The sequence below is a fragment of the Nitrospirota bacterium genome (genome assembly GCA_030645475.1).
GTDB lineage: Bacteria > Nitrospirota > Nitrospiria > Nitrospirales > Nitrospiraceae > Palsa-1315.
Window position 1 is genome coordinate 1 of the sequence record JAUSMA010000008.1, and the last position, 26,460, is coordinate 26,460.

Genomic DNA, 26,460 nt, shown 5'->3' on the forward strand with positions numbered 1-26,460 from the left:
AGAACCTCGCCTCCCTGCCGGTCTTCGGCAGCAACGCCAACGTCAACAAGCCACAGTAACGATCTGCTCGCCTCGTCCTGCCGGGCAGATGGACGACGAACCCCGCCTCTCGCCGAACAGCCAATCCATCGAAGAGGTCAGCGGTCTCCGGCAAGACGATGACCTGTCAGCGGAGCATGATCGAGCTACATCCGCACTCTTGACAGATCGCCACGGTGCCACGTAATTTTGCCGGTTCTGACCCCTGGCTTCTAGAGTTAGGATGACGTCTATATGGACCCTCTCACGATCAATTCTTCCTCCCCATCGGTGCTCCTCGCTCGTTCATCGGACGACGGGCACAGGTTGTTCAATGTCGACTCACGCTTCATCATCGGGACGATCATGCTGTTTGGGATCGTGATCGTCACGGTGATTCGTTTCGGTCATGAAGTCTTTGACCCGCTTGCCGAGTCGCTGTCGATCCAGGGTTGGGCCGCCGTCATTGCGAGGCCAAGCTTGCTGTGGTTCACCATGGGGATGGTGCTTCTCGCGGTCCGTACCCTCCTCTGGTTGCGGTATCACCCGGTTGCTCCGGTCGACTACGAGCAGGCCCCCAGGCTGTCCGTGGTGATTCCCGCCTACAATGAAGGCGCGATGGTCCGGCAAACCGTGGATGCCTGTGTGCGGGCCGAATATCCCCGCGATCGTTTGGACATCATCGTCGTGGACGACGGCAGCACGGACGACACCTGGACGCATGTGAGCCTGGCGGCGCAACAACACTGCGATCTCGTGCGTACGGTGCGGTTGCCGGTCAATCAAGGGAAACGTGCTGCGCTCGCCGCCGGATTTGAGAGAGCGGCGGGAGACATTATTGTGACCGTCGATTCAGACAGTCTCGTGGAGCGGGGGGCGCTTCTGGCCATCGCAGGTCCGTTCCGGGACGAGCGGGTCGGCGTGGTGGCGGGGAAAGTCTGTGTGCTGAACCGATTCCGTGGGTTGCTGCCCCGCATGCTCCATGTCCGGTTCGTCCTGTCCTTCGATTTTCTCCGAAGCGCACAATCGTCATATGGCACGGTGTATTGCTGTCCAGGGGCGCTATCGGCCTATCGGGCCTCGGTGCTCAAGCCCCTGGTGCCCGCATGGTTCCGCCAGCGCTTTTTCGGCGAAGCCTGCACCATCGGAGAGGATCGGGCGCTCACGAACGACGTCCTGGCCTCCGGCTACAAGTCTGTGTACCAACGTACCGCCGTCGTGCATACCTTGGCTCCGGAACGCTACCGGACCCTCTGCAACATGTTCCTGCGCTGGGAGCGAAGTTATATCCGGGAAGAAATCAGGCTGTGGAGGATTATGTGGACGCTTCCGTTTCCGGCGATGGTGCTGACCCTGATCGAAACCACCGTCACGAATCTGCGCTATCCGGTCGCCTACGGCTCACTCCTCCTTTTGATCAATCTGAGCGTGCAAGACCCCTGGACGATGCTCCGTCTGCTGCTGTCCATCGGGTTGGTGTCATTGTCCTATACCCTCTATTTCCTTCACAGCGAGCGCTCACGAGAGTTCCTGTACGGAGTGTTGTACGGCTACTTTTCATTTTTCACCCTCTTCTGGATCTTCCCCTATGCGCTGGTGACGGTCCGCAACCGATTGTGGTTGACCCGCTAAGCTCCCGGTCTTTTCGCGGGACGGCGGTCGCCCGTGCTGCTTCTCTCCAAGGGCGCTTCCCTTGTCTTTGCTTCATTCCGCGCCGGAGTCTGTGTGAGGCTGGCACGGGGTATGCTCGTGCGTATCTGAGAAAATGTTGCTGTACGCCCGTTGACACATACTTTGAAGAGGAGTAAGGATGAAGTCGTACGTACAAGGTTTCGCGTGAAGGGGAGGACCCAGCGCGCGCCTGTCGGCACAATCCCCGAGGTGACTTCAAACCAAGGAGGAGGTGGAAATGGCAGACCTTAGTCCACCGGATCACAACGGCCCGCCGAGTCACGAGCGGGCTTCTCGTCAGTCACGCTAGCCGGTTCTCCATCGGCTCTCGCGTTGCCACGTAAGGCAGCACACCTACCGACGAGCCATTCTGGAGTGCTCGGGCCGGCATGATGCATACAAGCAGCTTACATACTGCTTCTCCTCTGACGAGTCGCCTTTGACCCCATCCCTCGCACGGGCCTTTACTACCAACGCACAATAGAGAGACCTTCGGCGTCCTAAGCGCCAGCCACGGGCGACCTCCCACCTTGGTGCAGGGTCGCCCGTGTTGTTTCTTTCTTCAACGAATCGCACGGTCTTCGGAAACCGATGACTCGGCTCGGTCGTTGTGGCATCGGGTAGGCGATGGCGCGCAGAGGGGATGAAGAGTGAGACTGCTCACGACAGTGAGAGAAGGAGGTGGCCATGCTTGTCCATGAAGTCATGTCAACCGGTCTCGTGACGGCCAATAAGACAGATACGGTCCGGTCGGCCGTCATAAAAATGATGAACCGCCACTGTGGCGCCATTCCCGTTATCGAGGAGAACGCCCGGCTCATTGGAATGGTGACGTTGCGTGATGTGTTGCTGCCGCTGTATCCCAACTATGGCGATTATATTCACGACAACGTGCACAGCCGGGATTTTGTCGAGATGGAAGAGGGATACCCTGAGGCGCTTGGCGGGAAAATAGAAGAAATCATGAGCCGGAATCCCTTGACGGTGGCGCCCCACGATCCCGTCTTGGAAGCCGCCTCGTACATGGGGCTCAAGAATTTTCGGCGCATCCCTGTCGTCGACCAGGGCACGCTGGTTGGGATGCTCAGTATCGGCGATATCAACCGTGGGTTGTTCTACGAGAAAGGGATGCGGGGGTAAGCCCTGCGTCCGGCTGAAGCACGGCAGTTCATGCGCTTGTGGCGCATGGGCTCAGGTCGATCCGAGCTCTTGCCGTCGAGGGAGGCTGGGCATAGAATAACCGTGTCGATGGAGTAGCGGCTTCGTTCAGGGAGGCCGTGGTGTTTTGGGAAACAAGACAACCGTCGAACCATCCCGCTCGATCCTGTTCGTACTGCGGCCAGCGCGAAGGCGTTGCCCGCACGCTGATCCCCCACGTCCCGCACACATGCGACTCGTGCCAGAGTCAAACCGTCCTGCTCATATGCGAGGAATGCGTCACGGGCTGCGCGGCCTCGTTGGCCCGGCGCAACGGTGCAGTCGATTCTGGCCTATTCTCACACATGGTCGTGCCCAAACCGTCCGAGATCAGGGCGACTCTCGATGCCTATGTTATCGGCCAGGACCGGGCCAAGAAAGTCCTCTCGGTCGCGGTGTACAACCACTACAAGCGCATCTTGAATCGGGGCCGGTTTCAGCACGTCGAGCTGCAGAAAGGGAACATTCTGATGATCGGCTCGACAGGGACCGGCAAGACATTGTTGTCTCAGACCCGGGCCCGGACGCTCCACGTTCCCTTCGCTATCGCCGATGCGACGACGCTGACCGAAGCCGGCTATGTTGGCGAGGATGTCGAGAACGTCGTCCTGAAGCTGTTGCAGAACTGCGACTACGATGTGAAGCGGGCCGAGACCGGCATCATCTATCTCGATGAGATCGATAAGATCACCCGCAAGTCGGAGAGCCCCTCCTTGACAAGGGACGTGTCGGGGGAGGGTGTGCAACAGGCCCTCCTCAAGCTTGTCGAGGGGACCGTCTGCAGCGTGCCGCCGAAAGGGGGGCGGAAACATCCCGAACAGGATTACGTGCGGGTGGACACGACCAACATTTTATTCATCTGCGGCGGGGCGTTTGTGGGGCTTGACCAGGTCATTACTGATCGCACCACGCGTAAGCGATTAGGGTTTGAAGCGCACCGTCCTGAGGTCGAACTGGAAGGTCATACCAGCGTTCTGCATGAGACTCGATCCGAGGATTTGATCAAGTTTGGTATGATTCCGGAGTTTGTGGGCAGATTTCCCGTCATCACGACGCTCTCAGACCTGGATGTTCCTGCCCTGATCGGCATCCTTACGGAGCCGCGCAATGCGCTCGTCAAACAGTACGAAGCCCTGTTCGAGATCGAGGGGGTGACGCTTCAATTTACCGGTGGGGCGGTCAAGGCGGTGGCCAGACGAGCGGCGGAGATGAAGATCGGTGCGCGGGCGCTCCGAACAGTCCTTGAGGATGTCATGCTGGATCTGATGTATGACGTGCCGGCTATCCAAGGCGTGAAATCCATCGTCATTACAGAAGAGGTCATTGCAGGGATCGGGCAACCGCAGATCTTTACCTGACAAGATGCTGAAAGTGACAGGAGGCTGAACAAGCCCGCCAGCTGGGAAACGCTGAACTCTGAGCGAAAAGCGATGTTCACTTCAGCGTTCATCGTTCAGAGCGCAGCATTCAATGACTCACTCGCTGCGGCCTTGCTGGACGGACTTTTTGAGCCTCCGGTAGGGGTGTTTTCTGGCGCCAAACATACGGACTTTGGAAGATCGCGGATGCAAAAAGTCCCCCCTCCCTGCTAAGTTCCCACCGCACGAAGCCGCCGACCCGCCGCCTTTGTCTCCTGTCTATGAGGAGGACAAACCCTCACATCCACATGCATGCCCCTTGCCCGGGCAAGAGGCATGCACCGTGTGCTGCGCATGTGCCGCTGAGCTAGATCCCAAGCCTAGGCAGCCCGCTTGATTCGCGTTCCGCTCACGATGGCTGTGGAGGCGCTGCTGCTATCGCTGGATCTTGAGATCCGTCTCTTTTCAGACTCGCTTTCTCCTGCCATCGACCAAGCCAGCAGCCCGATGAGCGCACCCATCGTGACGAGACCGATCATCTCGACCATATGCCACCTCTCTTTTCGTCGAATCCTGTCGTCCGTCGCATTCCCTGGTCCGCGTCCTACGCAGCGTATCGATCGCGAGTCGACGTCTCTCTTGTCGGCTCACTCACTCTTTCCCCGCTGCGACCGGACTGACTGAGCGATCCCTTCTCGTCGGCATACATCAGATCTATGCAGATGAAGAAGACCGCCACCAGGGCGACGAGGCCCGCTACGATTCCCCAATAGACCCCTGACATAGGTCACGCACTCGCGTGTGCACCACGCGAGTCCTTATCCCCACGCTCCCTTACGCCGCGATGCGATACACCCACCGGCCATTGTTACGGTTCATCTCTGCCATGGCCTTTCGTTCCCGGATCGTCGCGGCCATCGTGAGCCCTACGAAAAAGATCGCCACTAAGCCGAGTGCTGCTGCAGCCAGGACCGCGACCGGGATGTGCGGCAACGAGGCCTGGTCTTGGGAGGCGATGACCGTGGGCGCCGGCGTGGATTCGACAATCGCAAGCTGCGTGAGCCGGTCCGTCAAGGCACCGGTGCGAACGGCTGCGACGATCAAACTGGCCAGTTGATATTCATTCTTGGCCCAGCTTTCTTCCAACGTCGCCTGCAGATGGGTCATCCGCAGAATCGCCCGACCCAGTTGCTCCTGAATCGATAGGCTCAAGCCGCGATAGTCCTGCGCAGTTGCGACGATTCTGCGTCCGAGTGTCGCTTGCCAGGTCGACGTGAATTCCCGGTCCAGCAACTCCCCTCTGGCTTCGGCCGTCTGAATCATGCGGTCGTTGTATTGTGAGAAGTATTGATCTGCGGACAGCATCTCGCTTTGTACGCCCCGTTTCGTGAAATTCACGATCTCCCGGCCCATGACGGTTTGGACGCGGGCGGCATGGCGACCGGGAACGATGGCGGCATCATGCAGGATCGAGCCGAAGGGTCCGCCGGGGATGGATTGCAGATCGTGCTCGGCCATGGTCGCCTTGTTCCACTCGGTGATGGCTTCCGCCATGCCCTGGTTGCTGCGGCGCGCCAGAATCGCGCGCTCGACGATGGCCTGGCCAAGCGCCGGCTGGAGCATGGCCATTCCAGCCGCGAGTCCTGTCGGTTGATCAAGGGGCGCATAGGCAACCGGCGCGACCTGGAAGGTGCCAGTTGCCGCGACGAAAAACAGGAGCGCGCCGAAGACGATGGCGCATAGGCCCACACCCACGATGACGTCGATGGTGGTATAGCGGTGTGACATAACGACCTCCTTCTTGTCTCAAACCATCCGGCGTCTGGTCAGTTCCCACACGCTGTCCGGCTCGAGTGACGCGATGTCGCGTAGGGTGATTCGCAGAGGATCTGATCGATAGGTATCGGTGAACGAATAGACGATGGGGGCCGCTGTGGGCTTCAGACTGGCGCGTCCAGGAGCCCCATGACGGGACACGCGAACGATGTGATCGGGAGGTACGAGAATAGCGCGGAGGGTAAACCCAGCAGGCCCAAACCGTTGGATGTGTGTTCCACGGAGGACCATAGCCACCACCTAAAAAAAGGCGGTCAAGATGATTAATAATCCTACGCCCCATGGCGAACTCAGTCAACATGCAAAACAACGAGCAGAACAACAAGGAAGGGGGCGGGCTGGGGCCGATCGGGAAAGTCGGAGACGATACCATCTACGTTGAAGGATCGCATCCGTCCACCTGTCGCGCCGGTTGCCGCGGCCCTTGACATTCCCCTTTCGGGAGAGTTGGATGGAGGGCAGCAGTCCCTCCATGGCAGTATCGCGCATTACTCACCTGTGCACCATGAGGAAGCGGGTCAGTCTTCAGCGCTCGATCACGCTCTCAGTCCTCTCCATCGGTTTGCTCTATGGCGCATTCGGCTTGGCCTATGCGTATTGGCAGACGAAACAATCCTTCCACGTGGCCATCGGCCTCGGGTTTCAGGAACTGGCCCGCCAAAGTGCGGATAAAGTCGGATTGATCCTGGACAAGGAAATCGAGTGGGTGGAACGGCTCAGCTCCCTACCGGAGGTCCGTGAAGCAGTCCGAGAAGGCACCAGGCTGACCTTCAACCAGCCGGCCTTTCAGCGGTGGAAGGAGTCGCAACGGCCGTATTTCCGATCACTGGTCATCCTTGATCGCCGAGGCCGTTCGGTCGGCGGGGTGACCAGCGAAAGCGCCAGGACGTATTACCATAGGCAGCCGTGGTGGCCGGTCGTTTTCGACCAGCGACGATCATGGGTGGGGGAGTTGCGTCTCGACGACATGGGGCAGGGGTATTTGGAGGTCGCCGTGCCAATCGTCGACGAAGCTGGGGCTGCGTTGGGCGCGTTAAAGGCGGTGATCGAGAGAGACCAGCTCTTAACCTCGGTCTTCCAAAGTAGGATCGGCGATACCGGTCATGTCATGCTGGTCGGACCTCAGGGGACGGTGTTGGCCTGTCCGCTCCTCCCGCCCGGACGACATACGGCTTTTATGGGACCGTTGAGAGACGCACTCGCCTCGGGCCTCTCTCTACCAGAGGCTGCCTGGATGGAAGTCCAGGACGATACCCACGGTCAAGAAGGCGGGATTGTCGGGTTCGCATCCGTGGCGCTCCGACCAGGTATCGTCCAGACGGACACGTGGTCCATTCTCGTTCGCCAAGATCCCCACGAAACCTATGCGCCGTTACGTGTGCTTATGTGGAAGCTTGCGGCGTTCGGCATGCTGGCCATTGCCGTGGTCGCACTGCTCCGATGGCGCCTCGGCCGCCGCATTGTGCGACCAATCAATGCGTTGGTCGAGCGCGTGCGGCTTTTAGGCCAGCAGAACGGTGAGAAGCCGATAAGGGCCACGCAGTCTGCCGGCATTGTGGAACTCGATACCTTGGCCGCGAGTTTCGATGCATTAACGGAGCGGCTGGAGCGTGCCTCACGGGAGCGGGGGCAGTATGTGGCCGAACTCGAACGAGCGAACCAGGAGCTGGCCATCTCCGAGGAGCACTATCGAATGTTGTGGGATCATTCGACGGATACCAAGTTGCTCGTCAACGAGGAGGGAGTCATTCAGGATGTCAATCGTCGAGGCGAGATTAAACTGTGGACATGTGCCGATCATCTGATCGGCACGAAGGTGGAGGACCTGTTTCGGAAGGAGGATCGTGCTCGGTTGCGCCGATTGTTGGACGCGGTCATTGTCACCAAGAAAGAAGAGCCCGCCGGCGAGATGCGGATGCCCTCACCGGCTGAAGGCACGTTCATCATGGAGGTCGATCTGGTGCCGGTCGAGAATGCCGGATCGCGGGTCGCCGTCATGGTCCAGCTGAGCGACCTTACTGAAAAGAAGCGTCTCGAAGAGCAGTTGCTCCGTTCGGAGCGCCTCGCCTCGCTCAGTCAGTTTGCCTCGATGTTCGCCCACGATATTCGCAATCCGTTGGTGGGGATCAAGAAGACGTTGGAGTTGCTGGGACAGGGCGAAGGATCGCAGCCGGACGCGCAGCGACAATGGTGGGACGACATGCGATTCACCATCGACCTGTTGCTTGGCATGATCAACGACATGCTGGATGTGTATCAAGAAAGCTACTCCGGGCTGCCACTCTTGATTTCGACGGTGTCGGTCAACCGCCTGGTCGCTGACGTGGTCCAGCTCTTTCGAACCGAAGCCACCGCAAAGCGAATGGCCTTTCATCTCGAGATGCCGGAGGACGAGGTCGCGATAACAGCCGATCGCCGTCGCCTGTTACGGGTACTCATCAATCTCGTGCACAACGCACTCAAGTTTTCTCCACAAGGAGGAACGATTACGGTAACGGTTCACGCGGAAGCGCGAGGAGGTACGGGCAGCGAGTCGCGTGGCACGTCAGCATCCCAGGTCACGATTGAGGTTGCGGACGAAGGGCCCGGCATTGCTCCGGAGGATTTTCCTCATGTGTTCGAGATGTTTTTTAAGAGGAAAGATCCCGGAGACATTCGGATTGGACGAGGGTTGGGGTTGCACTTTTGCCGCCTCGTGGTGGAGGCCCATCGGGGGAGGATTCGGGTGGAGAATCGTTTGTCTGGCGGCGCGGTCTTTTCCGTCGAACTGCCGCTGAGCCAGGAGGCCTATGCCGACCACATTGCTGATTGCCGAGGATCAACGGCTCTTTAGACAAAGCCTTCGGCTGCTGCTCGAACGCGAACCGGACCTGCGAGTGGTTGGAGAAGCGACTGATGGGCGTGAGGCGTTCGATCTGGCGATGACAACCAAACCCGATATGATCCTGATGGACGTGGATATGCCGAGGCTCGACGGGGTCACGGCCACGCGCCTAATCAGGGGCTGTCTCCCTGACGTGAAGGTCTTGATGTTGTCGGTCCATGATGAAGATGCGAGAATCGTGGCGGCGGTGCAAGCCGGCGCCTGCGGCTACATTCTGAAGGATGCCGACCATGCCGAGTTTCTTCGCATCATCCGAGCCACCTACCGGGGGGAACGAGTGCATTCCCCCTTCATGCCGGACGGCTTTGCCAAGAACGTGGTTTCCGCTCTGCAAGAGGCAGGGCGCGGGACTGCCGACGGCCTCACACTGCTGACTGAGCGGGAGCGGGAGATTCTGGCTTGCGCCGCGTCCGGGCGTGGCAATAAAGACATCGCCGATCAGTTGTGCGTGTCGCTCGACACCGTGAAGACCCACCTCCACCACATCTATCGCAAACTCGGTGTCGCCGGCCGGGTCGAAGCGATTCTGATCTATCTCAACAGCAAGTAATACGCGCGCTTCTTCCGATCCCTCCCCTGAACGGTGTACGCAAAAACCATCCTTTGGGTAATGGATTCCGTTCGATGCCGCTTATAGGATGATGCGGAGTCGGAAGGGAAATCAAAGGCAGGCCGTGAGCGCTCAGCAAGGAGGTGGGGCGATGAGAAAACGTCTTTTCATAATTGGCGCGCTGGCATCCGCAGGGCTTGTGGCGATGCTGCTCCTGGGTGTTCCGTCCGTGCTCGCGGTGGATCAGCCGGCGGGCAAAATGATTGGGCCGTCGATGGAGATCAAGGAAAAAACGATCGATAAGCCGTCGCTCGGTGTCAGGGAAGATGTGGCTACTCCTGAATTAACAAAAGAGCTTGAGCATCCCATGAGCGTTCCGGATCCTCGGGCAGAGATGGTTATGCCGGACCGCAGGCCGCTCTGCGGCCCGTGGAAAAATGCCATCAATCATTACGCCTGCGCTCCGGGATACGACAGTTATTAACGTCGATATGGTTCTGGTGAACTTACGACACACCCGACCGAAGTGTCGGGAAAGGGGGCTCCCATGAAAGCCATGCTTTTGACAATTGTTGCGGTCTCCTGTGCGCTGGCCCTGTTCGTCGGGGGGGTCGCGTTGGCTCAAACGAACTGGATCGATGAACTCACCAATTCGGTGAATTTCTATAAAACCAATTATCCCACCTCCAATTGGGATCCGTATCTCAGCGAGCTGACTCTGGTGAAGGAAGCGCTGGTACGGGGCGATCAAAGAATCGTCAGGACGGAAATGGGCAAGTGGTTCAAGATGCTTCGAAACCGGGACTACGGAATTCACGATGTAGCAGCCGACGAGCTCTTCAACTTTGCGATGATGGTGACGCCCATCCAGGAATACAATATTTCCGTCCCGGCTCCGGCGGGAGGCGGGCTCTAAGTCCTACGGTACGCAACAGTCCCGGGCGAGCGGTGGTCGGCTGTCGCTGAGAAATGGAGAAAGCCGACGCGGCTCGCCCGAGACCTTCGTATTTCAGGGGAGGAGGTAGCGTGATGAGAATCAGTCGTCACATAATAGTGTTGGCGTCCATCATGATGGTCGCGCCTGTTTCCTCTGTCGCTATCGCGCAAGCCGATGAGGCGATGATGGGGGCTCATCATGGCTTCAGCGGGGTCATCTCAAAGATCGAGTCCGGCATGCTGTTCGTCAAAACGCCGGACAATCTACAGCTGCGTACGATTAGCCCCAACAAAGCCGATCGAGTGGGATTGCACGAGGCCAAGACGGGAGATACCGTCCTCATGCTGGTGGATTCGGGAAACGTCTTGCTGGATGTCACCAAGGCAGGACAGGCGTTTGCCAACCATCGCATGATTGCCGGGACGATCCATTATGCCGATCCCTATTGGAGTGAGATTCAGATTTCGACGCCAGAGGGATTCGAACGCTTCGATGTGGATGCGCTCGCGGGCAGTAAACTCTCCGTGTTTCAGGAAGGGGCTCCTGTCACGGTCGAGCTTGACGCCGATAACGTCATGATCGACATCTATCGGTCCCGGTGAGAGAGGCAACCTGTCGCGTCTTGACTTCACGTGTGAGCGAACATACTATTTCTGTGTGCGGTCCCTTCTCCGCAACGTTGCGGAGAAGGGACCGTGTGCACGAGTATTTCCACCATGCGTACGCAGCAGGGTCGACGTTATGACTAGTCGCCTGCGGTGGGTGATCGTACCAATTCTGGTCTTTGCCGTGGCCGGTTGGGCAGGCAGCGAACGGGCCTGTGCGAAGGATCGTCAGCCGGAATCCGGCGCTCCATTTCAAACCATCCTTGAGCTTGAGACGACGGCTCGCCTCCTCGCGATCCTACTCGATTCCGGCCGAAACGTGATCAACGAGAACCAAGTCCTGTTCGATGAGCAGGGGAAAACGGAAAAAGGCTTTACCCCTGACGTGTTTGAACGACAAGTACTGGACGTCTTTCACGGCCGCTCAGGTACCGATCTGCGAGATCTTGAGGCGGCGCGAATTCCGGCTGGAGCGAAGAAGCTCCTCAAAGAACTGATCTTGGTCAGCAAGCAGGTGGTCGCAGAAGCCCAACCTGAGATCAATCGACCAGGTGGCGGACTCAAAGAGTTTATTCCCGCGATCTTTGGCGCGCGAGTGGCCACCCGATTCACTGAACGGACACACGTGCGGCTGAAGCAGACGGCGCTGGCGCCGCGCAATCCCCTCAACGCGCCGGATGCGGTTGAACGAACGGCGTTGGAGGCGTTTGCCGATTCCTCATACCCCCGCGAGAAAGTGATCAGCGAAGTCACGGCGAAGAGCGGGTCGTTGCGCCTGATATTTCCTCTCTATACGACCAGGAAATGCCTGGATTGTCACGGCGACCCCAAAGGGGAACTGGACCGGACCGGTTATCCCCGGGAGGGACTCAGCCTCGGGCAAAATGCCGGTGCGATTAGTGTGATGATCCCGATTCGACCATGAGACGAATAGCATGCTTTCTATGGGTGATGATCGTCGTCGCCGGTCCCGGTGTCCTCTGGGCGTCCGAGCGACTAGACGCACCAGCCGCAAAGCCGGCGGGGAGCGGGGTCATTGTCCATAGCGACGGCTATATCCTGACGGCCCACCACGTGGTCGCCAATGCGAAGCGGATCTTCGTCGTGACGTCCGGAGAGTTTCGCGCGCCGGCGATCCTCATCAGCACCGATTTAGAGCATGACCTCGCCCTGCTAAAGATTGAAACGGTGGGATTGACGGAAGCGCCCATCGGCTATGCGGGGGCAGTCCGACTCGATGAGGAAATCATCACTGTCGGATTTCCGTTCGGCCTCCGGGACGTGTCCGTGACCCGCGGTCGGATTGCGGCGGTGCGGACGAAGGGCGTCCAGCGGGTCTTTCAAGTGGATGCGGCCATCAACCCCGGCAACAGCGGAGGGCCCATCTTCAACCGACGCGGGCAGGTGGTCGGTGTGCTGACCACCAAATTCACCCATCCTTCCGGTATCGTGCCTGAAGGGATGTCCTTTGCGGTGCCGATCACCTACGCCACGCCCCTCCTCGCGAATATCCCGGATTTCGACTTTACGATGATCGGGAAAGGGAGGAAGGATGTGAAGGGAGGCGGTGAGAGCAAAGGCCTCGCTCAAGAAGTCGTCCGGACCACCGTGCGCATCGAGACGGTCCGGAATACGGACATTGCCTTGATGCCGCCGGCTTCGGCTCAGGTGGCCGGATCCTCGTCGAAGAGCGGCCCATCGGCGGGCGTCTCGCCGCGCCTCCAGCCGAGTTCGGTGCGGGACCAAGCGCCGAGGGCACCGGACGAAGAGGCGATCGTGCGGGTGAATGAGCAACTCCGGGCTGCACAGGAAGATGAACTGAAGCAGCTGGCCCAGCGCGGCATCGCTCAACCGGAGGGGATGGTGGTGATTCCAGCCGGGGAATTTTTGATGGGTGCGGAGGATGGGCTGCAAGATGCTCGTCCCGTGCACCGGGTGCATCTTAGCTCCTACTGGTTCGACACATACGAAGTGACGAACGCGCGGTACCGACAGTGCGTGGAAGGAGGGGGCTGCACGATGCCCAAAGATCGCCAGGCGTTTGATGACCCGCAACGTGTGCAGCATCCCGTGACCAACATTACGTGGAACCAGGCTCGATCTTTCTGCCAGTGGCACGGGAAGCGATTGCCGACAGAGGCCGAATGGGAAAAGGCGGCGCGAGGGACGGATGGCCGCCGCTACCCCTGGGGTAATGACGGGGACATCGTGAAAAACCTGGTGAGGAATGGAGAACTCAAGGCCGGCACCAACGGAATCGAGTCGGTCGGACGCCAGACGGCAACGGTGTCGCCCTATGGGGTGTTCGACCTGATCGGGAGTGTGTCCCAGTGGGTGAAAGATTGGTACGCGGAAGATTTTTACCAGGCTTCTCCTGCCCGCGATCCGCAGGGACCGCTGCGTGGTTCCTTCCGCGTATTGCGGGGCGGGGAATGGAATGAGAAACCGCCGGATCTGCGGGCCAGCTACCGGGGATGGGACGACGTGACCTACTGGGGGCCGACGCTCGGCGTGCGCTGCGCGAATGATGTGCCCTGATCTTGTGCTCTCCTTCCTCTGTCCGCGTGCATTTCCTCCCGAGCAGTCCTGAAATAGTAGAAGGTCTCAGGTCGTTCTCATCGCCGCCCTTGTCGTGTTGGAGCTGGTGGTGCCGGTCACTTGTTTCGAAGTGTGAGTATGACGGCGAAGGACACGGTCGCGCAGAAGCTCAAATAGAAGGCGGGCGCCAAGACGTTGCCGCTCCATTCGATGAGGAGGGTGGCAATCAGCGGGGCCGTGCCGCCGAACAAGGCCGCTCCGATGTTGTAGCCGACCGAGAGGCCGGTATAGCGTTGTGGCGTCGGGAAGAGGTCGGCGACAGCGGCAAAGAACGGCCCCATGTAGCAGGCAACCAGCGATTCCGGAACGCTGGTTCGCACGTACCATCCCGCTACGGCGATGAGGCCGCCCCGCACGAACGGAATCCGCCAACCCCATTGATGGAGCGCCTCTTCCGTGAGGCTCGACGCGATCAGCGCACCCACACCGGATCCCAGCAGCGCTCCGATTTGAGCGCTGAATCCTGCCCAACTCCCGACATAGCCTCGTTGCGAGGCCGCCGCATGTTCGACGAGGAAGGTGGCGGATCCGGTGAATTCTCCGCCGACCGACAATCCCTGGAGAAACCGGCAGAGCGTCAGGGCGATGGGGGCAAGCACCCCGATGGTGCCGTAGGTCGGCAGAAGCCCCACCAGACAGGTCGGGACGGCCATGAGGAGGATCGACCAGGCTAACGCATGGCGTCGTCCTAACGTATCGCCCCAATAGCCGAACAGCATGGCGCCAAGAGGCCGTGCAAGAAATCCGACGGCAAAGACTCCGAAGGCGGAGATCAGTGACAGCGAGCGGGAATCGGACGGGAAGAACAGAGAGGCCAGCACCGGTGCGAAGTATCCATAGAGGGCGAAGTCATACCATTCCAGCACGTTGCCGATCGCTCCGGCGAGGAGGGTTTTCTTCATCGCTGGGGTCGTCGACAGGCTCATAGGAGCGGCGTCCCCGGTGTGGTACCCACGCCTGTTTGAGCGTGCGATAGAGTGGCTCGCCAATACAAGTGCTTTCTCGGGAGAGGAGACAGGAGGGGATCGGCCGAGATTATCTCCTCGTGGACATATTGATTCTTCTATGCATGAGACGTAGCCTAGGCCCGTGCTGTGGCGTGAAATATTTCCGTCGTTGTTAAGGAGGGCTACATATGGGACGCATAGTGAAATGGTCATGGCTTGCCATGGCCACAGGAATCTGTGTGCTCGAAGGCTGCGCCGGGCAGAGTCCGTTTGCGACCTATGTGGACTCCACAAAAGATTGTGCTGAGATGCTTGTGCAACGGGATATGCAGAAAGTTGCGAAGCTACGAGAGCGGCGATTCCTGGGCAAGGTGCCGGAGAGCACCGCCCGGTGCCTTGGAGGGACCCATGCCGAGAGTCTTCGCGAAGGGCCTTGGCTGGATTGGCCCAACTATTGGGCCGCCAGCGATATCTCCTCACGAGCCCCTGCGCGTTTGTTTGCCCATGCCAAGGTGCTGGGCCCCAACGCGCACGGGATCAACGGCGCGCTCTACGATCTGGAGGTTCAGCGGATCGAACTCATCTCATTCAACCTCTTTGACAACAATGGGACCTACGAATCCTACGTTACTGGGCGCGACGGCGGGGCCGGGCCGGTGTTCAAAACCTGGCCGGAGTTGCGATTGCCGCAGCGCCATCCCGACTATACAGCCGTCGGCGGCGACCGAACACAAGTCTGCCGGGGAGAGTTGATTCGCTTTCGCAATCTGAGCGGCATCTGCAACGATATCCGCAATCCCTTGATGGGGTCGACGCAACAACTGTTCGCGCGGAACGTGCCGTTCGACGCGACGTTTCCCGATCTGGGTCTGAACGAGCTCACCAGGAATCGCCATGCAGATCGTGTGGGGCTCCTCAAGCCGGACCCCCAAGTCATCAGCCGGACACTCTTCACGCGCCGGCAATCGCAGCCCGATAGATGCCGCGAGGGCCATGGGTTGGCAGGCGGCGCGAAGGAAGCCGAGTGCGATTACAAGCAGGCTCCCTTCTTCAATGTGCTGGCCGCCTTCTGGATCCAGTTCATGACCCACGATTGGTTCGCCCATGTGGAAGAGGGCCACAATCGGCCAGACTGGATGCCTCTCGGTTGTGTCACGCAACTGGTCAAGAACGTCGAGCAGCCGCTGACCGGTGACGCGATTAAGCAGTTGGGTTGCCGGCCCGACGACAAGATCGATGCAGCCTTGATCGCCGACAGCACGGAGCCACGGGCATTTACGAAGGATGGCAAGACGTACCTCACGCGAGCGCCGAAGACGACCGCCAATCACGTCACTGCCTGGTGGGATGCCTCGCAGCTCTATGGATACGACGAGCGCTCCGGTAAACGTGTGAAGCGCGACCCCAAGGACTCAGCCAAGTTGTGGCTCATGCCGGTTGAAGCGGAAGGCAAACCAGGATATCTGCCGATCTTTGAATCGGGTGATCCGATCAACCAGGAATGGTCCGGCCAGGAGGCCACGGCCTTCCCCGACAACTGGTCCATCGGGCTGAGCTTCTACCATAATGTCTTTGCCCGCGAGCACAACGCGTTCGTCGAGGCATTCCGCAAGCAGGCCGAGCTCACGCCCGAGAGCGACAGCGGTCTGCGAAATCCCGCCGAACCGGACCGCGTTATCCGCTATAGAGACGTCACTCCGACCGAGTTGTTTGAAGTGGCCCGGCTGGTGATTGCGGCGGAGATTGCCAAGATCCACACCATCGAATGGACTACACAGTTACTCTACAACGAGCCGATGAACCGGGGCATGCATGCCAACTGGAGCGGGGTCTTTGAGAAGCAGGAGTTGGTGGCGGATGCGCTGCAGGAAGTCGTGCGGCGCCTCGGCGATTCGGAGGATGCCAGGAAGGCGAACAGCCTCTACGCGGCGCTGGCAGCCGGGCCCGGCATCTTCGGCTTGGGCAACCGGGTCTATGAGGGCCTGCCGATCGTAGGCCTGATCGATCCCGGCAAAGTCGACCGCTGGGATTTGAAGAACGACGACCACATCAACGGGGGCGTGAACCATTTCGGCTCCCCCTTCAACTTCCCCGAGGAGTTCATCACGGTGTACCGGCTGCATCCGCTGTTGCCGGACCTGATCGACTACCGGGAGTGGAACAGGGAGCCGAACGTCGTCCGGCAGAAGGTGCCGGTGATCGAGACCTTCCGGGGCAAGGCCACCGGGGCGATGCGCGAGAAGGGCCTCACCAATTGGGCGCTCAGCATGGGCCGCCAGCGGCTGGGGTCATTGACCCTGCAGAACCATCCGCAGTTTCTGCAGAACCTCACGATGAATCGCCTGCAGTCTCCCACCAGACAGATCGACGTGGCCGCGCTCGATCTCATCAGGGATCGGGAGCGGGGCGTCCCGCGCTACAACGAGTTCCGCCGGCAATATGGTCTCATGCAGTTGACCAGCTTCAACGACTTCGTGGACCAGCGCGAAAAGGATGCAAAGAAGCGGAGCGAGCAAGAGCAGCTCGTGAAGACCTTGCGCGAGGTCTACGGACAGCACCGGTGCGATGCCTCCAAGAGGATTACCGACGCCCGGTTGAACGACGACGGCTCACCCATCAACGATTGTCTGGGCCATCCGAACGGCGCCATGGTCGACAACATCGAGGACGTCGATACGGTGGTGGGATGGCTGGCGGAGTTCCGGCGGCCGCATGGCTTCGCCATTTCCGAAACCCAGTTCGTCGTGTTCATCCTCAACGCCTCGCGCCGCCTCTTCAGCGACCGGTTTTTCACGTCCAGCTTCCGCCCGGAATTTTACACGTCGTTCGGCGTCGATTGGGTCATGCACAATGGACCGGGTCCGGCGCAGATGGAGCAGGGGACGATCAACGGGCACACACAGCCGGTCTCTCCCATGAAACGTGTGCTCTTGCGGACGATGCCGGAACTGGCGGGCGAACTTCAAGGGGTGGTGAATGCGTTCGACCCCTGGGCCAGGGATCGTGGGGAATACTACAGCCTGGATTGGAAGGCGCGGGCTGGGGCAGAACAAGATGAGGCGTTCGCCAGCAAGAAGGAGTGAGGGTGGCCTGGTCGTCCTCTTGCTCGCGGAACGCGCACGATCAGAATGTGCTCGTTCGACGCGCGCAGTTGAGGATCGACCAGGCCACCCTCATGAAGAGAAGTAGGCGGACTAGGGAGGATAGACGGGGAGGGGATGGAGGCTGATGATCTTCTGTGCTCGCGCAACGCATCGGGGATTGTCTGTTTGGTTAGCTGGTCTATCTGGTTCTTCTGGGTGAATTTTCGGTGCGACCAACCAGATAGACGAGATAGACCAACCTTCGTTGGACGCGCGCAGTGAGGACCGTCTGCCCCCTTTTTTTAAGTGAGGGAGAAGAGGGAATAGAAGGCGTTCTCATAAAAACCAAACCCCGTTGCAAACAGCATGGAATCGCCGTAGAGTTATGTGACCCCTATATATGGAGTGATGCCTATGTCAAAGTCAGTCGCGCAGCTTGAACAGGAAGCTCGGCACTTGCCGACACAAGATCGTGCATTGTTGGCGCAACACCTCATTGCGAGCATCGACCCCGGCGAAGATGTCGATGCGGAAGCAGCTTGGCTGGAGGAAGCTGAAAGACGTTACCAGTCGTACCGGCAGGGAATACTGACTGCCAAGCCAGCCGATCAAGTCTTTCGCGAAGCAAAATCCCAACTCACATGATCGCGATCGTCTTTCTTTCTCCCGCGCAGGAGGAAATGACGGCCGCAGCACGCTACTACCAAAGCCAATCAATAGGTTTGGGAGCGGAGTTTCTCTCCGAAGTAGAACGAACGATTGCCGCCATTACCTCACACCCAAAAGCCGCTCCGAAAATAAAGCAGGATGTCCGGCGTCGTCTCTTGAAGCGGTTTCCCTTCGGTATTCTCTATGTCGCCACCGTCGATGAAATCGTGGTCCTCGCCGTCATGCATCTCCGCCGCCGCCCCGGTTACTGGGAAGGCCGGTTCGGCTCACTAAAACAATCATAGTAACGCTGTGCTCGCGCAACGCGCGGCTTTCGGCGTCGTTCGTCCCTCGTGTCTCGCTGAACGTTCAAAACGCGTTACACGTCAGGAACAACGTTTCACACGTAATACTTCTTGTTCATGCCATCTGCTTTTGTTGCTTGCCATCAGCTATACGCTATCAGCCATCGGCTCCGGTTTTGACCACGAGGTCAGCGCTCTCGTCTGATCGCCTTGTCTCCTGCCGCCGGTTTGGAGAATTCGTATTTCAAGGCATTGACTCTGGCCAGATAGCTGCTCACGTCGTGGTCGCCGCACCGTTGGCTGGGAGTCAGCCGGAATCCTCGTGAGGCATAGGCATGGCCGGCCCCGGCTCCACAGAGGTGTATCAAGGCCGCGAGATCCTGCTTCTGTCGAAGAGTGACCCTGCCGCCCAGCCTGGTGCCGATCGCCTTGGCGACCGCGCGATCGAGCGAGGCCGAGGTCACTTCGATGGCATGGCTCGGCAGGACGCGGGTGTAGAGGCTGTTGAACCAACAGGAGTTCAGATCGTTCCAGGGGCCGTCCTCGACGACCACGTGGTCGTGGATACAGTAGCGCGTCGCCTCGCGGAAGGTCCCGTCTGTGATCTGATACATGCCGACCGCGCTCGACGCAGGCTGGTACCACTCAAACGGATTCCACGAAAGATGCCAGCGCCAGTAGGTCCGCGCCACCGGATTGCCCGCTCCCTCCGTCTGCGCCAACGCCGCCAGCAGCTCGGCGGTGATGACCGAGGTCGCATGTTCGCGGAAGAGCGAGCCGTATTCCTTCCAGGTTTCGATGGGACGTTTGTTGAGGGCCCGGTCCAGGGGAAAGAGGACTTCGCTCGGCTTGTTGAACGCGTGATAGGCCCAGTTGACGCCGAGCCACAGGAGGAGAAGGAGGACGGCAATCATGACGGCCCGCATCGTCGGCGGCGACTTGAGCACGGCTTTCATCACTCGACGAAAATTATTCCACCGTGCGAGCAGAAACCGCCAGAAGGCTCTGACCGGCTTGCGACGCCCGCGCTTCGTTCGGCGGCGGGAACGTTTGGGGGAGTGGCGATTGGGACGAGAGGACATGAGGGACAATATATATTAAAAGCGTGAGGGGAGAGTGGCCTGATGCGGGGAGAGAGGGGCAGCCTGGTCGTCCTCTTGCTCGCGGAACGCGCACGATCAGAATGTGCTCGTTCGACGCGCGCAATCGAGGATCAACCAGGCCACCCCCTTGAGTGAAACGAGCAAGCGTAGAAGGATCATTTATATCGTTGGACGCGCGCACGATGGGACCGATTCAGGCCACTTCGAAGCCTTGGTCCCCATGAAAGGGAAAGGGGTGCGAGCAAGCTTGGAAGGAGGGGTAGGGAGCAGCCAGGTGCCCTTCTTGCTCGCAGAACGCGCACGATCAGAATGTGCTCGTCCGATGCGCGCAGTAAAGGGCAGCCTTGGCCCCTCCCTTGAAGTGAGGTGGAGGGAATGACAGGCCTCCCGTCTCGCTGAATGCGAGGCAGAAGGCAGCCCTTGCCATTGCGATGAGTTGACACCCACCGACAGCGAGTCGTAGCCTGTGGCCAAATTCTCGTTGGCAACCAGCCGAAAAGTAGAATATCCCCGTTTTGGTTCCAATGCGGAGGATGGGCTATGACAAAGAAAAAATCTGAATCATCAGCGCGCGGCAAGCGAGCCGGCGCGAGCGTCAAGCCTATGCCCGACTCACAGATTGATTTCTCGGACATCCCGGAGTCCACAGAGGAAGAACTCCGGGGCGCGCGTCGGGTTGGGCGGCCATCCAATGGAACAGCAGAGGCGAAGTCCTTTGCGCAAGACGTTGGACGTGCGTTGCGTCGAGCGGCCAAAATAGCCAGAGCCACAGCGCGAACGCACCATACGCCTATTTATGTGTGGGAAAATGGCAAGGTGGTTGCGAAGAAACCTTAGCCCACCCATCGTTTCCATTCCACCCGTTCTTTTCTTGTCGCTATAGGCTATAAGCCATAAGCTCTTTTCATTTAATCCACTCTCAGCACTCCATCCCCTATCCCAGCAGGCTGTTCAGAAAGGCCGTCCAGCAAGACCGCAGTAAGCGGAGGGGCGAGTCGTACTCTCGGCAGTACGTTGAGCCTCTCCGCGCCGCGAGAACGCCGCTGGCGGCCTTTATCAACGGCCTGCTAGCAGGGCGGCGAGCTGGGGCAGCCAGGGCAGCAGAGCCACCCCGAGACAGATCGACAGGGCCACGATCGAGGCGACCAGATCTTCATCCAGGCCGGTTTCCGTCGCGAAGATTACCGCCGTCACAGCCGAGGGCATCGCGGCGATCAGGATCACGACCGCTCGTTCCAAACCGGTGAGATCCAGCAGCCAGGCGACAGTCCATCCCAACAACAGGCCGCCCCCCATCCGCAGCGCCACGCCCAGCAAGGTCAGGGGCCAGGTTCTCCGTACCGCCTCGAAACTGATCGAGAGGCCGAGGACCAGGCTCGCGAGAGGAGTGGTCGTGAGATGGACCGGCGTCAAGATCGTCTGGAGCCAGGAGGGCAGATGGAGTCCTACTCCTTTCATGGCCAGCACGGTGGTCATGGCCCAGAAGGGGGGAGACTTGAGCAGTCGTGTCAGCGAGGAGCCCGCCGATGGTGAGGCGGTGCCATGCCATGCGGCCAGCGCATAGAGTGCCGTGAGGGTGAGCATGGTTTGGCCCAGGTCGAAGAGAATCGCCTGCGCGAGCCCTTCCTCGCCGAACGTTGCCAGTACCACGGGATAGGCGAAGTACACGGAATTGATGCAGCCGACGGCGAGCAGGAATCCGCCCTGCGTCGGGCGGGCGAGATGCAGCGATCTGGCGAGCGGCCAGGAGACGAGCACGAGCGAGAGCGTCAGAAGGCAGGCGGCCAGTGGCACCTTCCAGGCCGTCGGCGCGAAGGCGACGCGATCGAGCGACACGAGAATCGTGGCAGGCAGACTGACGGAAAAGACGAAGAGGCCCAGCCGTTCGGCATGGTGCTTCGTCAGCAGGCCGGAGAGGCGCAGTAACGCGCCGGCGACGAAGAGGATGAGGAAGGCTTGGTGGGAGGGGGGCATGGGGGGAGAGAGTAGCAGAAAATTGGGGGCGGGGGATGCCGTCGCGGGTGCGCACCCACCTCCCGGACTGATCCTTCCGGGCTTCACCGGGCGGAAGCCTTCTGGAATTCCCGCCGCCACGGTCTCGTGGCTCTGGTCAGTTCCAGCTTTCCTTCCCGGTTCAGCCTCGGTGGATACCTCGGTCCTCCGGTGAGGCGCGTAACCTGCGACGGCATCCCCCTGTGGTGCTAGGTGAGAAGAGGTGAGCGACGAGCAAGCTTGGAGGTGAGAGGAGGTGGCCTGGTTGTCCTCCTGCTCGCGGAACGCGCGCCCTCAGAAGGGCCTCGTTCGACGCGCGCAATCGAGGATCAACCAGTCCACCCCTGGAAAAGGAAATGGACAAGCTTGGAAAAGGTATTGGACCGGCGCAGTGGAAATTACACCAGCAGCCTCGGCGGATGAAGGTATAGAGGAGACAAATTACTCGCCCAGTGCGCCCAGGGAGGGACGGTCTGGCTACTCTCTTGTAGAACGAACGGTAAGTGTTAAGCGTCCACCTCTACATTCCACAAATGCCTAGGTTTCGCCAGTTCGATGAGTTGACACCTACCGGCAGGAGTCGTAGCCTGTCGCCATTTCAAGACGAGGACTATTCTGATTCAGGGTTCGGCGAGTACAGCGGAAGCATATGGCATTTAGTCATGATCAGACGGTTAGACTTCTTGGTGCCATTGAGACGGACTCGCTTATGTTCCTTTGTGGAGCGGGCTTGTCGATGCCGTCGCCGAGTAATCTTTTATCTGCCGCTCAGATTTCTGAGAGATGTTATGACCGCTGGGTGGCCACAGAATCTCTCGATCCGATACTGAGAAACGATATAGGGCTGCTTGCTAGGCATTTCCATGCGAGAAATGATTTTAAGATTTTCCTTGGTCTAATACCGTGGAACGACCTCGTCGGGGCTCCAAATAAAGGTCATGCTGCTATCGCAGATCTTCTTATTACTCGCGGTGCGCGGGCGGCACTGTCTGCAAACATTGATTGCCTGATCGAGAGTTGGGCGCAGGACCGAAAGGTTGATATGCGAGGGGCCCTTACCGGGCAGGACGCCAGTACATTCAACACGACTAACCCTCTGGTCAAATTTCACGGTTGCCTCCGCCTCGACCAAGAGAACACGGTTTGGACATATGGGCAGCTCGCTCAACCCCCAGTTAGCGAACGTGTGTCGACCTGCTCTAGTTGGATGAACTTGAATCTCCCGGACAAGCATCTAGTCGTCGTGGGATTTTGGACGGATTGGATATACCTAAATGATGTATTAGCCAATGCGCTTGAGATCAATAATGCCCGATGCGTTACTGTCATAGACCCGAGCCCTGCCAATGACCTTCAGGCTAAAGCGCCGAACCTCTGGGCTAAGCTAACCAGTTTGAGCAATCGGTTTGAGCATGTGCAGGCATCTGGAGCCGACGCTCTCGACGATTTGAGGACAGCCTACTCAAGGGCATGGACTAAAAAGTTCTATGCATTGGGCAGACCTTTGATTGAGGCCACCGGCGGAGTTGTTCCGCCAGCGGCTACGCCAGACGCCTTGCCCGGTGAGGATCTTTACAATCTTCGGCGCGATGCCGAAGGTGTCCCTTACAACCGGGCAGCGACGTGGAAGGCTCCAGCCCAACATGCTGCTCAGGCTGCACATATTCACTTGATGTTGTTGAATGCTGGCGCCACAAAGCAAGGTGCTTGGCTACATCACGGTGGCCAATCCATCCGGATCGTCAATGGAGCAGGGCGGGGATTAGCACAGGTGAGAGAGGATTATCGAGAGCCTTCGACTATTATACAGTCTGATATTGTGGTGTGTGCAGGCGCTGAGGATTACGGTGTTCCTGCAAGATTGGTCGCTTTCGGTCGCGGCGCTAGCATGATGCGTCCTAGTTCAGGTGGGGGGGCAAGATGGCTGACGCTTGAGCAGGCCAGGGTGGAGTTAATCATATGATCGATGTACTTTCGACGTTGCAGGTAGTGTTGCGGGAGGCGGGTTTCACCACGCGTCTTACGTCAATTGAGCGTTCTTCCATCGTGTGCTTTGAGGACGACGCTCTCCTGGGGTTTGGCTGTATCTTTGAGGACCCAAGCAGTCTCCTTGAGCGGTGGAAAAGTATGGAGATAGCTTTCCTGAAGCGCTATGCGCCAAGCGTTCGTGCTGCAGGGGAAAAGGCGTGGAATGTTTACTGTCTTTTTTTGTGTGGTGTAGCTGCCGATCCGACTCAGAGCCGTCAAGTGCGCTGGGTTGAGGAGGACTTGGAGCGAACTCGAAAGATCGCAGCGTGTGGTCTCGTGAGCCGTGATGAGCTATTGCGAGCTCTACTGCCGATCTTGCCTCTGCAATATCAGCCAGCGCTCCGAGCAGAGGACGTTACTGAACGCCTGCAAATGCGTATTCGCACAATCGCGCCAATAGCTCCTCACGTTGTGCTCGACCAATTCGTTTCACCAACTGAGGTCGTTCGGCTCTTAGGGGGGCTGGCATGAAACTAGCCTTTATTGAGGTTGCTGGTTTTCGCGGCTTCAAGGACAAGACCCGTCTAGATTTGCCTGGTGGATTTGTTGTGCTGACAGGCCGAAACGGTGTTGGGAAGAGCACGGTACTAGATGCAGTTGATTTCGTACTTACTGGTACGATCAATAAGTATTCAGTTAAGGGCGCCAAGGGCGGTGGACTTGATGAGCATATTTGGTGGGTAGGGGAGGGCACGCCAGAGAATCAGTACGTTTCAGTCGGCTTTGTTGATGGAAATGGCGAGGAGTTTGTGGCCACCCGTAGCCGGGAACGCGGTCTTGATATACAGCCGAACGATATTGTTCGCCTGCTCTGTGTCGGGGAGTCGACGGCCCAAGCTTGGCCTGAAATCCTGATGCAAACGACCTTGATTAGAGATGAAACGATAGCGGCACTTAGTCTAGATTTGCCTGAGCAGGCGAGAGCCGCTGCAGTACGTGCAGCAATCGGTGGTTTGGCTGGACCTGACCACACAAAACGGACGGGTACTCTCTTGGAGACTGCTAAAGCAGCAAGAGTGGCGCAGTCGGAAAGAGTTTCCGAAGCACAAGCAGAGCTTGGTCGAGCCTTAGGCGCCCTAACTGAGGCGCGTAGCGCAGCCGAACGACAGGCTGATGTGTCTGAGGCCGAACGGATCATAAGAACGTTTGCCCCTGATCTTGCAGCCGTGCCTGGGGACCGGGCAGAGATACTCCTAAGACGAATTGCTGATAGGAAACAATCAATTCCTGCACTTGCTGAAGCTCTTGCTCTGGCTGAGGACTTAGAGGCGGAACGACTGTACTTGGAGTCAGAGTCTGGTCTGGCCGAGATTGCAGCGGCTCGGGCAGTTGAGGGTTCTGCGCGTCTGGCGAAGGAGCATGCTAAAGAGAAGCTGATAGAAGCACAACGGATCGCGGCCGCGGAGCAGGAGAACGATGCTTTCGCTAGCCATATGGCTGCATTGCTTGATCATGGAGAGGCTGTTGGTTTGCAGAATGGACATTGCCCGCTGTGTGATGTCGTACGAAGTTCCGAACAGTTTACTGCCGCGATTGCGGCGGTAAGATCTAATTTGAGCGTGCGGGTTGCCCGCGCAACCCGTGCAATAGAAATTCTCGATCAGGCACGTTTAGCAATGCAACAGGCGGAGACGATGCTAACGGAGGCTGGGCAGCAACTGCGAGATCTCGAAGTTCGTCGGGCGGGAATCTCGCACGGTATTGCGAGGGTGGTGGCAACGTTTAGTCGGTGGGAACTGGCTGTGCCTTCTTCGGAGCCAGAGGCCGCTAGACGTTTGATGCTCCAAAGGCAAGAGGAGACAGCACAGCTCGAACATGCCCTTTTCGTGCTAGAGGCGTCGAGTGCACATGATCGTGTTACGGCGCTAGAAGCTCGACTTCAGCATCTGCGCTCACGGCTTGATGAGGAAACTGCGAAGATGGCCGCTGTCGAGCGAGTGGTTGAAACGGCTCGACAAATCGACAGCGCCGCAAAAGAGGTTGCCAATCAAATTCTTACAGAACAGTTTGACACTGTTATGCCGTTGCTGAAAGAGCTCTATGTACGTCTTCGTCCGCACACCGATTGGCGAGAAATCGAGACGGATTTTGGTGGTCGCGTGCGTGCCTCTTTGAATTTTACTGTGGGTGATGGACGAAACCCACAGTTCTTGTTCAGTAGTGGTCAACGCCGTGCCGCAGGCATTGCATTTCTTCTGGCCATTCATCTTTCGCGACCCTGGTGCCGTCTGCGTTCGCTGCTGCTGGATGACCCCGTTCAACATATCGATGATTACCGAGCATTGAACCTGGTTGAGGTCCTTTCGGCTGTGAGAAAAACAGGCAGACAAGTTATTGTCGCGGTCGAAGATCCCGCGCTTGCCGATGTTTTATGCCGGCGTCTTCGAAGCACGCCTACTGAGTTTGGTAGGCGATTTGAGTTTGCCACAGCCAACAACGGGTCGGCTTCCATCGAGCGAAAAATAGACATCTTCCCACTTCCTCGACAGGTACTCCAAGCGGTTGAGGCGTAGCGTGTTAGTAAAGCGCCTTTTGCCAGAAAAAGTCTTATTTTATGGAACGCGGATTCAAGTAGCCAGTGCATAACGTCAACGACGGCGTGATGGAGTAACCTCTTGGCACACCAAGGGGTTACTGATGCGCACATATCGTCGGATCACCTACGAAGACCGGTGCCAGATTTACGCCTTGCGGACGGCA

The 26,460-nt window shown here is 58.6% G+C and carries 25 protein-coding genes; 19 read left to right on the forward strand and 6 right to left on the reverse strand.

Annotated features, from left to right (window positions below):
• The 4 genes from Q7U76_00910 to clpX form a co-directional block, all read left to right on the forward strand.
• A partial coding sequence (locus Q7U76_00910) for a hypothetical protein (protein MDO8354936.1) occupies positions 1 to 226 on the forward strand: 226 nt, incomplete at its 5' end.
• A 47-nt stretch (positions 227 to 273) separates the two neighbouring features.
• Entirely contained in the window at positions 274 to 1,650 is a 1,377-nt protein-coding gene (locus Q7U76_00915; protein ID MDO8354937.1) for a glycosyltransferase, read from the forward strand.
• A 726-nt stretch (positions 1,651 to 2,376) separates the two neighbouring features.
• A complete protein-coding gene (locus Q7U76_00920) occupies positions 2,377 to 2,829 on the forward strand; it encodes a CBS domain-containing protein (protein MDO8354938.1) in 453 nt (150 codons plus the stop codon).
• Between the two features lie 140 nt (positions 2,830 to 2,969).
• Positions 2,970 to 4,244: an ATP-dependent Clp protease ATP-binding subunit ClpX gene (gene clpX, locus Q7U76_00925; GenBank protein MDO8354939.1), complete on the forward strand. Its 1,275-nt coding sequence runs from the start codon at positions 2,970 to 2,972 to the stop codon at positions 4,242 to 4,244.
• Between the two features lie 380 nt (positions 4,245 to 4,624).
• On the opposite strand, the gene Q7U76_00930 is transcribed toward clpX, so the two are convergent.
• The 3 genes from Q7U76_00930 to Q7U76_00940 all read right to left on the reverse strand — a co-directional run bounded on the left by Q7U76_00930 (position 4,625) and on the right by Q7U76_00940 (position 6,311).
• A complete protein-coding gene (locus tag Q7U76_00930) occupies positions 4,625 to 4,792 on the reverse strand; it encodes a hypothetical protein (protein ID MDO8354940.1) in 168 nt (55 codons plus the stop codon).
• Between the two features lie 286 nt (positions 4,793 to 5,078).
• The gene (locus tag Q7U76_00935) at positions 5,079 to 6,032 is read right to left on the reverse strand and encodes a hypothetical protein (GenBank protein MDO8354941.1); all 954 of its coding nucleotides are present in this window, start codon (positions 6,030 to 6,032) and stop codon (positions 5,079 to 5,081) included.
• Between the two features lie 18 nt (positions 6,033 to 6,050).
• Positions 6,051 to 6,311: a hypothetical protein gene (locus Q7U76_00940; protein ID MDO8354942.1), complete on the reverse strand. Its 261-nt coding sequence runs from the start codon at positions 6,309 to 6,311 to the stop codon at positions 6,051 to 6,053.
• A gap of 50 nt (positions 6,312 to 6,361) precedes the next feature.
• Here Q7U76_00940 and Q7U76_00945 point away from each other — a divergent pair, with 50 nt between their 5' ends.
• The 8 genes from Q7U76_00945 (at position 6,362) to Q7U76_00980 (ending at position 13,594) form a co-directional block, all read left to right on the forward strand.
• Positions 6,362 to 6,508, forward strand: coding sequence for a hypothetical protein (locus tag Q7U76_00945; GenBank protein MDO8354943.1), 147 nt, complete (start codon positions 6,362 to 6,364; stop codon positions 6,506 to 6,508).
• Positions 6,509 to 6,585: 77 nt separating this feature from the next.
• The gene (locus Q7U76_00950) at positions 6,586 to 8,913 is read left to right on the forward strand and encodes an ATP-binding protein (GenBank protein ID MDO8354944.1); all 2,328 of its coding nucleotides are present in this window, start codon (positions 6,586 to 6,588) and stop codon (positions 8,911 to 8,913) included.
• Complete coding sequence (locus Q7U76_00955) at positions 8,870 to 9,514, forward strand: response regulator transcription factor (protein ID MDO8354945.1); 645 nt, start codon at positions 8,870 to 8,872, stop codon at positions 9,512 to 9,514. The genes Q7U76_00950 and Q7U76_00955 overlap by 44 nt, the downstream gene beginning before the upstream one ends.
• A gap of 151 nt (positions 9,515 to 9,665) precedes the next feature.
• Complete coding sequence (locus Q7U76_00960; GenBank protein MDO8354946.1) at positions 9,666 to 9,998, forward strand: hypothetical protein; 333 nt, start codon at positions 9,666 to 9,668, stop codon at positions 9,996 to 9,998.
• A gap of 63 nt (positions 9,999 to 10,061) precedes the next feature.
• The gene (locus tag Q7U76_00965; protein MDO8354947.1) at positions 10,062 to 10,430 is read left to right on the forward strand and encodes a hypothetical protein; all 369 of its coding nucleotides are present in this window, start codon (positions 10,062 to 10,064) and stop codon (positions 10,428 to 10,430) included.
• Between the two features lie 113 nt (positions 10,431 to 10,543).
• Positions 10,544 to 11,053 carry a hypothetical protein gene (locus Q7U76_00970; protein MDO8354948.1) on the forward strand — a complete coding sequence of 170 codons (510 nt, stop codon included), beginning with the start codon at positions 10,544 to 10,546 and terminating at the stop codon, positions 11,051 to 11,053.
• A gap of 139 nt (positions 11,054 to 11,192) precedes the next feature.
• Entirely contained in the window at positions 11,193 to 11,981 is a 789-nt protein-coding gene (locus tag Q7U76_00975; protein ID MDO8354949.1) for a DUF3365 domain-containing protein, read from the forward strand.
• Positions 11,978 to 13,594, forward strand: a complete 1,617-nt coding sequence (locus Q7U76_00980) for an SUMF1/EgtB/PvdO family nonheme iron enzyme (protein MDO8354950.1) — start codon at positions 11,978 to 11,980, stop codon at positions 13,592 to 13,594. The genes Q7U76_00975 and Q7U76_00980 overlap by 4 nt, the downstream gene beginning before the upstream one ends.
• Positions 13,595 to 13,710: 116 nt before the next feature.
• On the opposite strand, the gene Q7U76_00985 is transcribed toward Q7U76_00980, so the two are convergent.
• Complete coding sequence (locus tag Q7U76_00985) at positions 13,711 to 14,580, reverse strand: MFS transporter (GenBank protein MDO8354951.1); 870 nt, start codon at positions 14,578 to 14,580, stop codon at positions 13,711 to 13,713.
• Positions 14,581 to 14,789: 209 nt separating this feature from the next.
• Here Q7U76_00985 and Q7U76_00990 point away from each other — a divergent pair, with 209 nt between their 5' ends.
• The 3 genes from Q7U76_00990 (at position 14,790) to Q7U76_01000 (ending at position 18,637) form a co-directional block, all read left to right on the forward strand.
• Positions 14,790 to 17,684, forward strand: coding sequence for a peroxidase family protein (locus tag Q7U76_00990; GenBank protein ID MDO8354952.1), 2,895 nt, complete (start codon positions 14,790 to 14,792; stop codon positions 17,682 to 17,684).
• Positions 17,685 to 18,098: 414 nt separating this feature from the next.
• Positions 18,099 to 18,329, forward strand: a complete 231-nt coding sequence (locus Q7U76_00995; GenBank protein MDO8354953.1) for an addiction module protein — start codon at positions 18,099 to 18,101, stop codon at positions 18,327 to 18,329.
• Positions 18,326 to 18,637 carry a type II toxin-antitoxin system RelE/ParE family toxin gene (locus Q7U76_01000; protein MDO8354954.1) on the forward strand — a complete coding sequence of 104 codons (312 nt, stop codon included), beginning with the start codon at positions 18,326 to 18,328 and terminating at the stop codon, positions 18,635 to 18,637. Before Q7U76_00995 ends, Q7U76_01000 begins: the two co-directional genes overlap by 4 nt.
• 188 nt (positions 18,638 to 18,825) lie before the next feature.
• Here Q7U76_01000 and Q7U76_01005 read toward each other — a convergent pair whose 3' ends face one another.
• Positions 18,826 to 19,719 (reverse strand): lytic transglycosylase domain-containing protein, encoded by an 894-nt coding sequence (locus Q7U76_01005; GenBank protein MDO8354955.1) that lies wholly within the window; start codon positions 19,717 to 19,719, stop codon positions 18,826 to 18,828.
• A gap of 561 nt (positions 19,720 to 20,280) precedes the next feature.
• Here Q7U76_01005 and Q7U76_01010 point away from each other — a divergent pair.
• Positions 20,281 to 20,577: a hypothetical protein gene (locus tag Q7U76_01010; protein MDO8354956.1), complete on the forward strand. Its 297-nt coding sequence runs from the start codon at positions 20,281 to 20,283 to the stop codon at positions 20,575 to 20,577.
• 219 nt (positions 20,578 to 20,796) lie between these two features.
• Here the strand turns inward: Q7U76_01010 and Q7U76_01015 are convergent, their stop codons facing one another.
• Entirely contained in the window at positions 20,797 to 21,714 is a 918-nt protein-coding gene (locus tag Q7U76_01015; GenBank protein ID MDO8354957.1) for an AEC family transporter, read from the reverse strand.
• Between the two features lie 817 nt (positions 21,715 to 22,531).
• On the opposite strand from Q7U76_01015, the gene Q7U76_01020 reads away from it, so the two are divergent.
• Genes Q7U76_01020 through Q7U76_01030 form a run of 3 tightly spaced genes read left to right on the forward strand, consistent with a single transcriptional unit; the run spans position 22,532 to position 26,273 of the window.
• Positions 22,532 to 23,695: an SIR2 family protein gene (locus Q7U76_01020; protein ID MDO8354958.1), complete on the forward strand. Its 1,164-nt coding sequence runs from the start codon at positions 22,532 to 22,534 to the stop codon at positions 23,693 to 23,695.
• Positions 23,692 to 24,231, forward strand: a complete 540-nt coding sequence (locus Q7U76_01025; GenBank protein ID MDO8354959.1) for a hypothetical protein — start codon at positions 23,692 to 23,694, stop codon at positions 24,229 to 24,231. Before Q7U76_01020 ends, Q7U76_01025 begins: the two co-directional genes overlap by 4 nt.
• Positions 24,228 to 26,273: an AAA family ATPase gene (locus Q7U76_01030; protein MDO8354960.1), complete on the forward strand. Its 2,046-nt coding sequence runs from the start codon at positions 24,228 to 24,230 to the stop codon at positions 26,271 to 26,273. Before Q7U76_01025 ends, Q7U76_01030 begins: the two co-directional genes overlap by 4 nt.
• Positions 26,274 to 26,460: the final 187 nt, after the last annotated feature.

Excerpts from the sequence above, each read along its gene's own strand:
- Q7U76_01005 (MDO8354955.1), bottom strand. The coding sequence starts at position 19,719 with ATGTCCTCTCGTCCCAATCGCCACTCCCCCAAACGTTCCCGCCGCCGA.
- Q7U76_01030 (MDO8354960.1), top strand. The coding sequence starts at position 24,228 with ATGAAACTAGCCTTTATTGAGGTTGCTGGTTTTCGCGGCTTCAAGGAC.
- Q7U76_00970 (MDO8354948.1), top strand. The coding sequence starts at position 10,544 with ATGAGAATCAGTCGTCACATAATAGTGTTGGCGTCCATCATGATGGTC.
- Q7U76_01015 (MDO8354957.1), bottom strand. The coding sequence starts at position 21,714 with ATGCCCCCCTCCCACCAAGCCTTCCTCATCCTCTTCGTCGCCGGCGCG.
- Q7U76_00935 (MDO8354941.1), bottom strand. The coding sequence starts at position 6,032 with ATGTCACACCGCTATACCACCATCGACGTCATCGTGGGTGTGGGCCTA.
- Q7U76_00995 (MDO8354953.1), top strand. The coding sequence starts at position 18,099 with ATGTCAAAGTCAGTCGCGCAGCTTGAACAGGAAGCTCGGCACTTGCCG.
- Q7U76_00920 (MDO8354938.1), top strand. The coding sequence starts at position 2,377 with ATGCTTGTCCATGAAGTCATGTCAACCGGTCTCGTGACGGCCAATAAG.
- Q7U76_01025 (MDO8354959.1), top strand. The coding sequence starts at position 23,692 with ATGATCGATGTACTTTCGACGTTGCAGGTAGTGTTGCGGGAGGCGGGT.
- Q7U76_01000 (MDO8354954.1), top strand. The coding sequence starts at position 18,326 with ATGATCGCGATCGTCTTTCTTTCTCCCGCGCAGGAGGAAATGACGGCC.
- Q7U76_00930 (MDO8354940.1), bottom strand. The coding sequence starts at position 4,792 with ATGGTCGAGATGATCGGTCTCGTCACGATGGGTGCGCTCATCGGGCTG.
- Q7U76_00985 (MDO8354951.1), bottom strand. The coding sequence starts at position 14,580 with ATGAGCCTGTCGACGACCCCAGCGATGAAGAAAACCCTCCTCGCCGGA.
- Q7U76_00965 (MDO8354947.1), top strand. The coding sequence starts at position 10,062 with ATGAAAGCCATGCTTTTGACAATTGTTGCGGTCTCCTGTGCGCTGGCC.
- Q7U76_00955 (MDO8354945.1), top strand. The coding sequence starts at position 8,870 with ATGCCGACCACATTGCTGATTGCCGAGGATCAACGGCTCTTTAGACAA.
- Q7U76_00975 (MDO8354949.1), top strand. The coding sequence starts at position 11,193 with ATGACTAGTCGCCTGCGGTGGGTGATCGTACCAATTCTGGTCTTTGCC.
- Q7U76_00915 (MDO8354937.1), top strand. The coding sequence starts at position 274 with ATGGACCCTCTCACGATCAATTCTTCCTCCCCATCGGTGCTCCTCGCT.
- Q7U76_01010 (MDO8354956.1), top strand. The coding sequence starts at position 20,281 with ATGACAAAGAAAAAATCTGAATCATCAGCGCGCGGCAAGCGAGCCGGC.
- Q7U76_00990 (MDO8354952.1), top strand. The coding sequence starts at position 14,790 with ATGGGACGCATAGTGAAATGGTCATGGCTTGCCATGGCCACAGGAATC.
- Q7U76_00960 (MDO8354946.1), top strand. The coding sequence starts at position 9,666 with ATGAGAAAACGTCTTTTCATAATTGGCGCGCTGGCATCCGCAGGGCTT.
- Q7U76_00940 (MDO8354942.1), bottom strand. The coding sequence starts at position 6,311 with ATGGTCCTCCGTGGAACACACATCCAACGGTTTGGGCCTGCTGGGTTT.
- Q7U76_00980 (MDO8354950.1), top strand. The coding sequence starts at position 11,978 with ATGAGACGAATAGCATGCTTTCTATGGGTGATGATCGTCGTCGCCGGT.
- Q7U76_00950 (MDO8354944.1), top strand. The coding sequence starts at position 6,586 with ATGAGGAAGCGGGTCAGTCTTCAGCGCTCGATCACGCTCTCAGTCCTC.
- Q7U76_00945 (MDO8354943.1), top strand. The coding sequence starts at position 6,362 with ATGGCGAACTCAGTCAACATGCAAAACAACGAGCAGAACAACAAGGAA.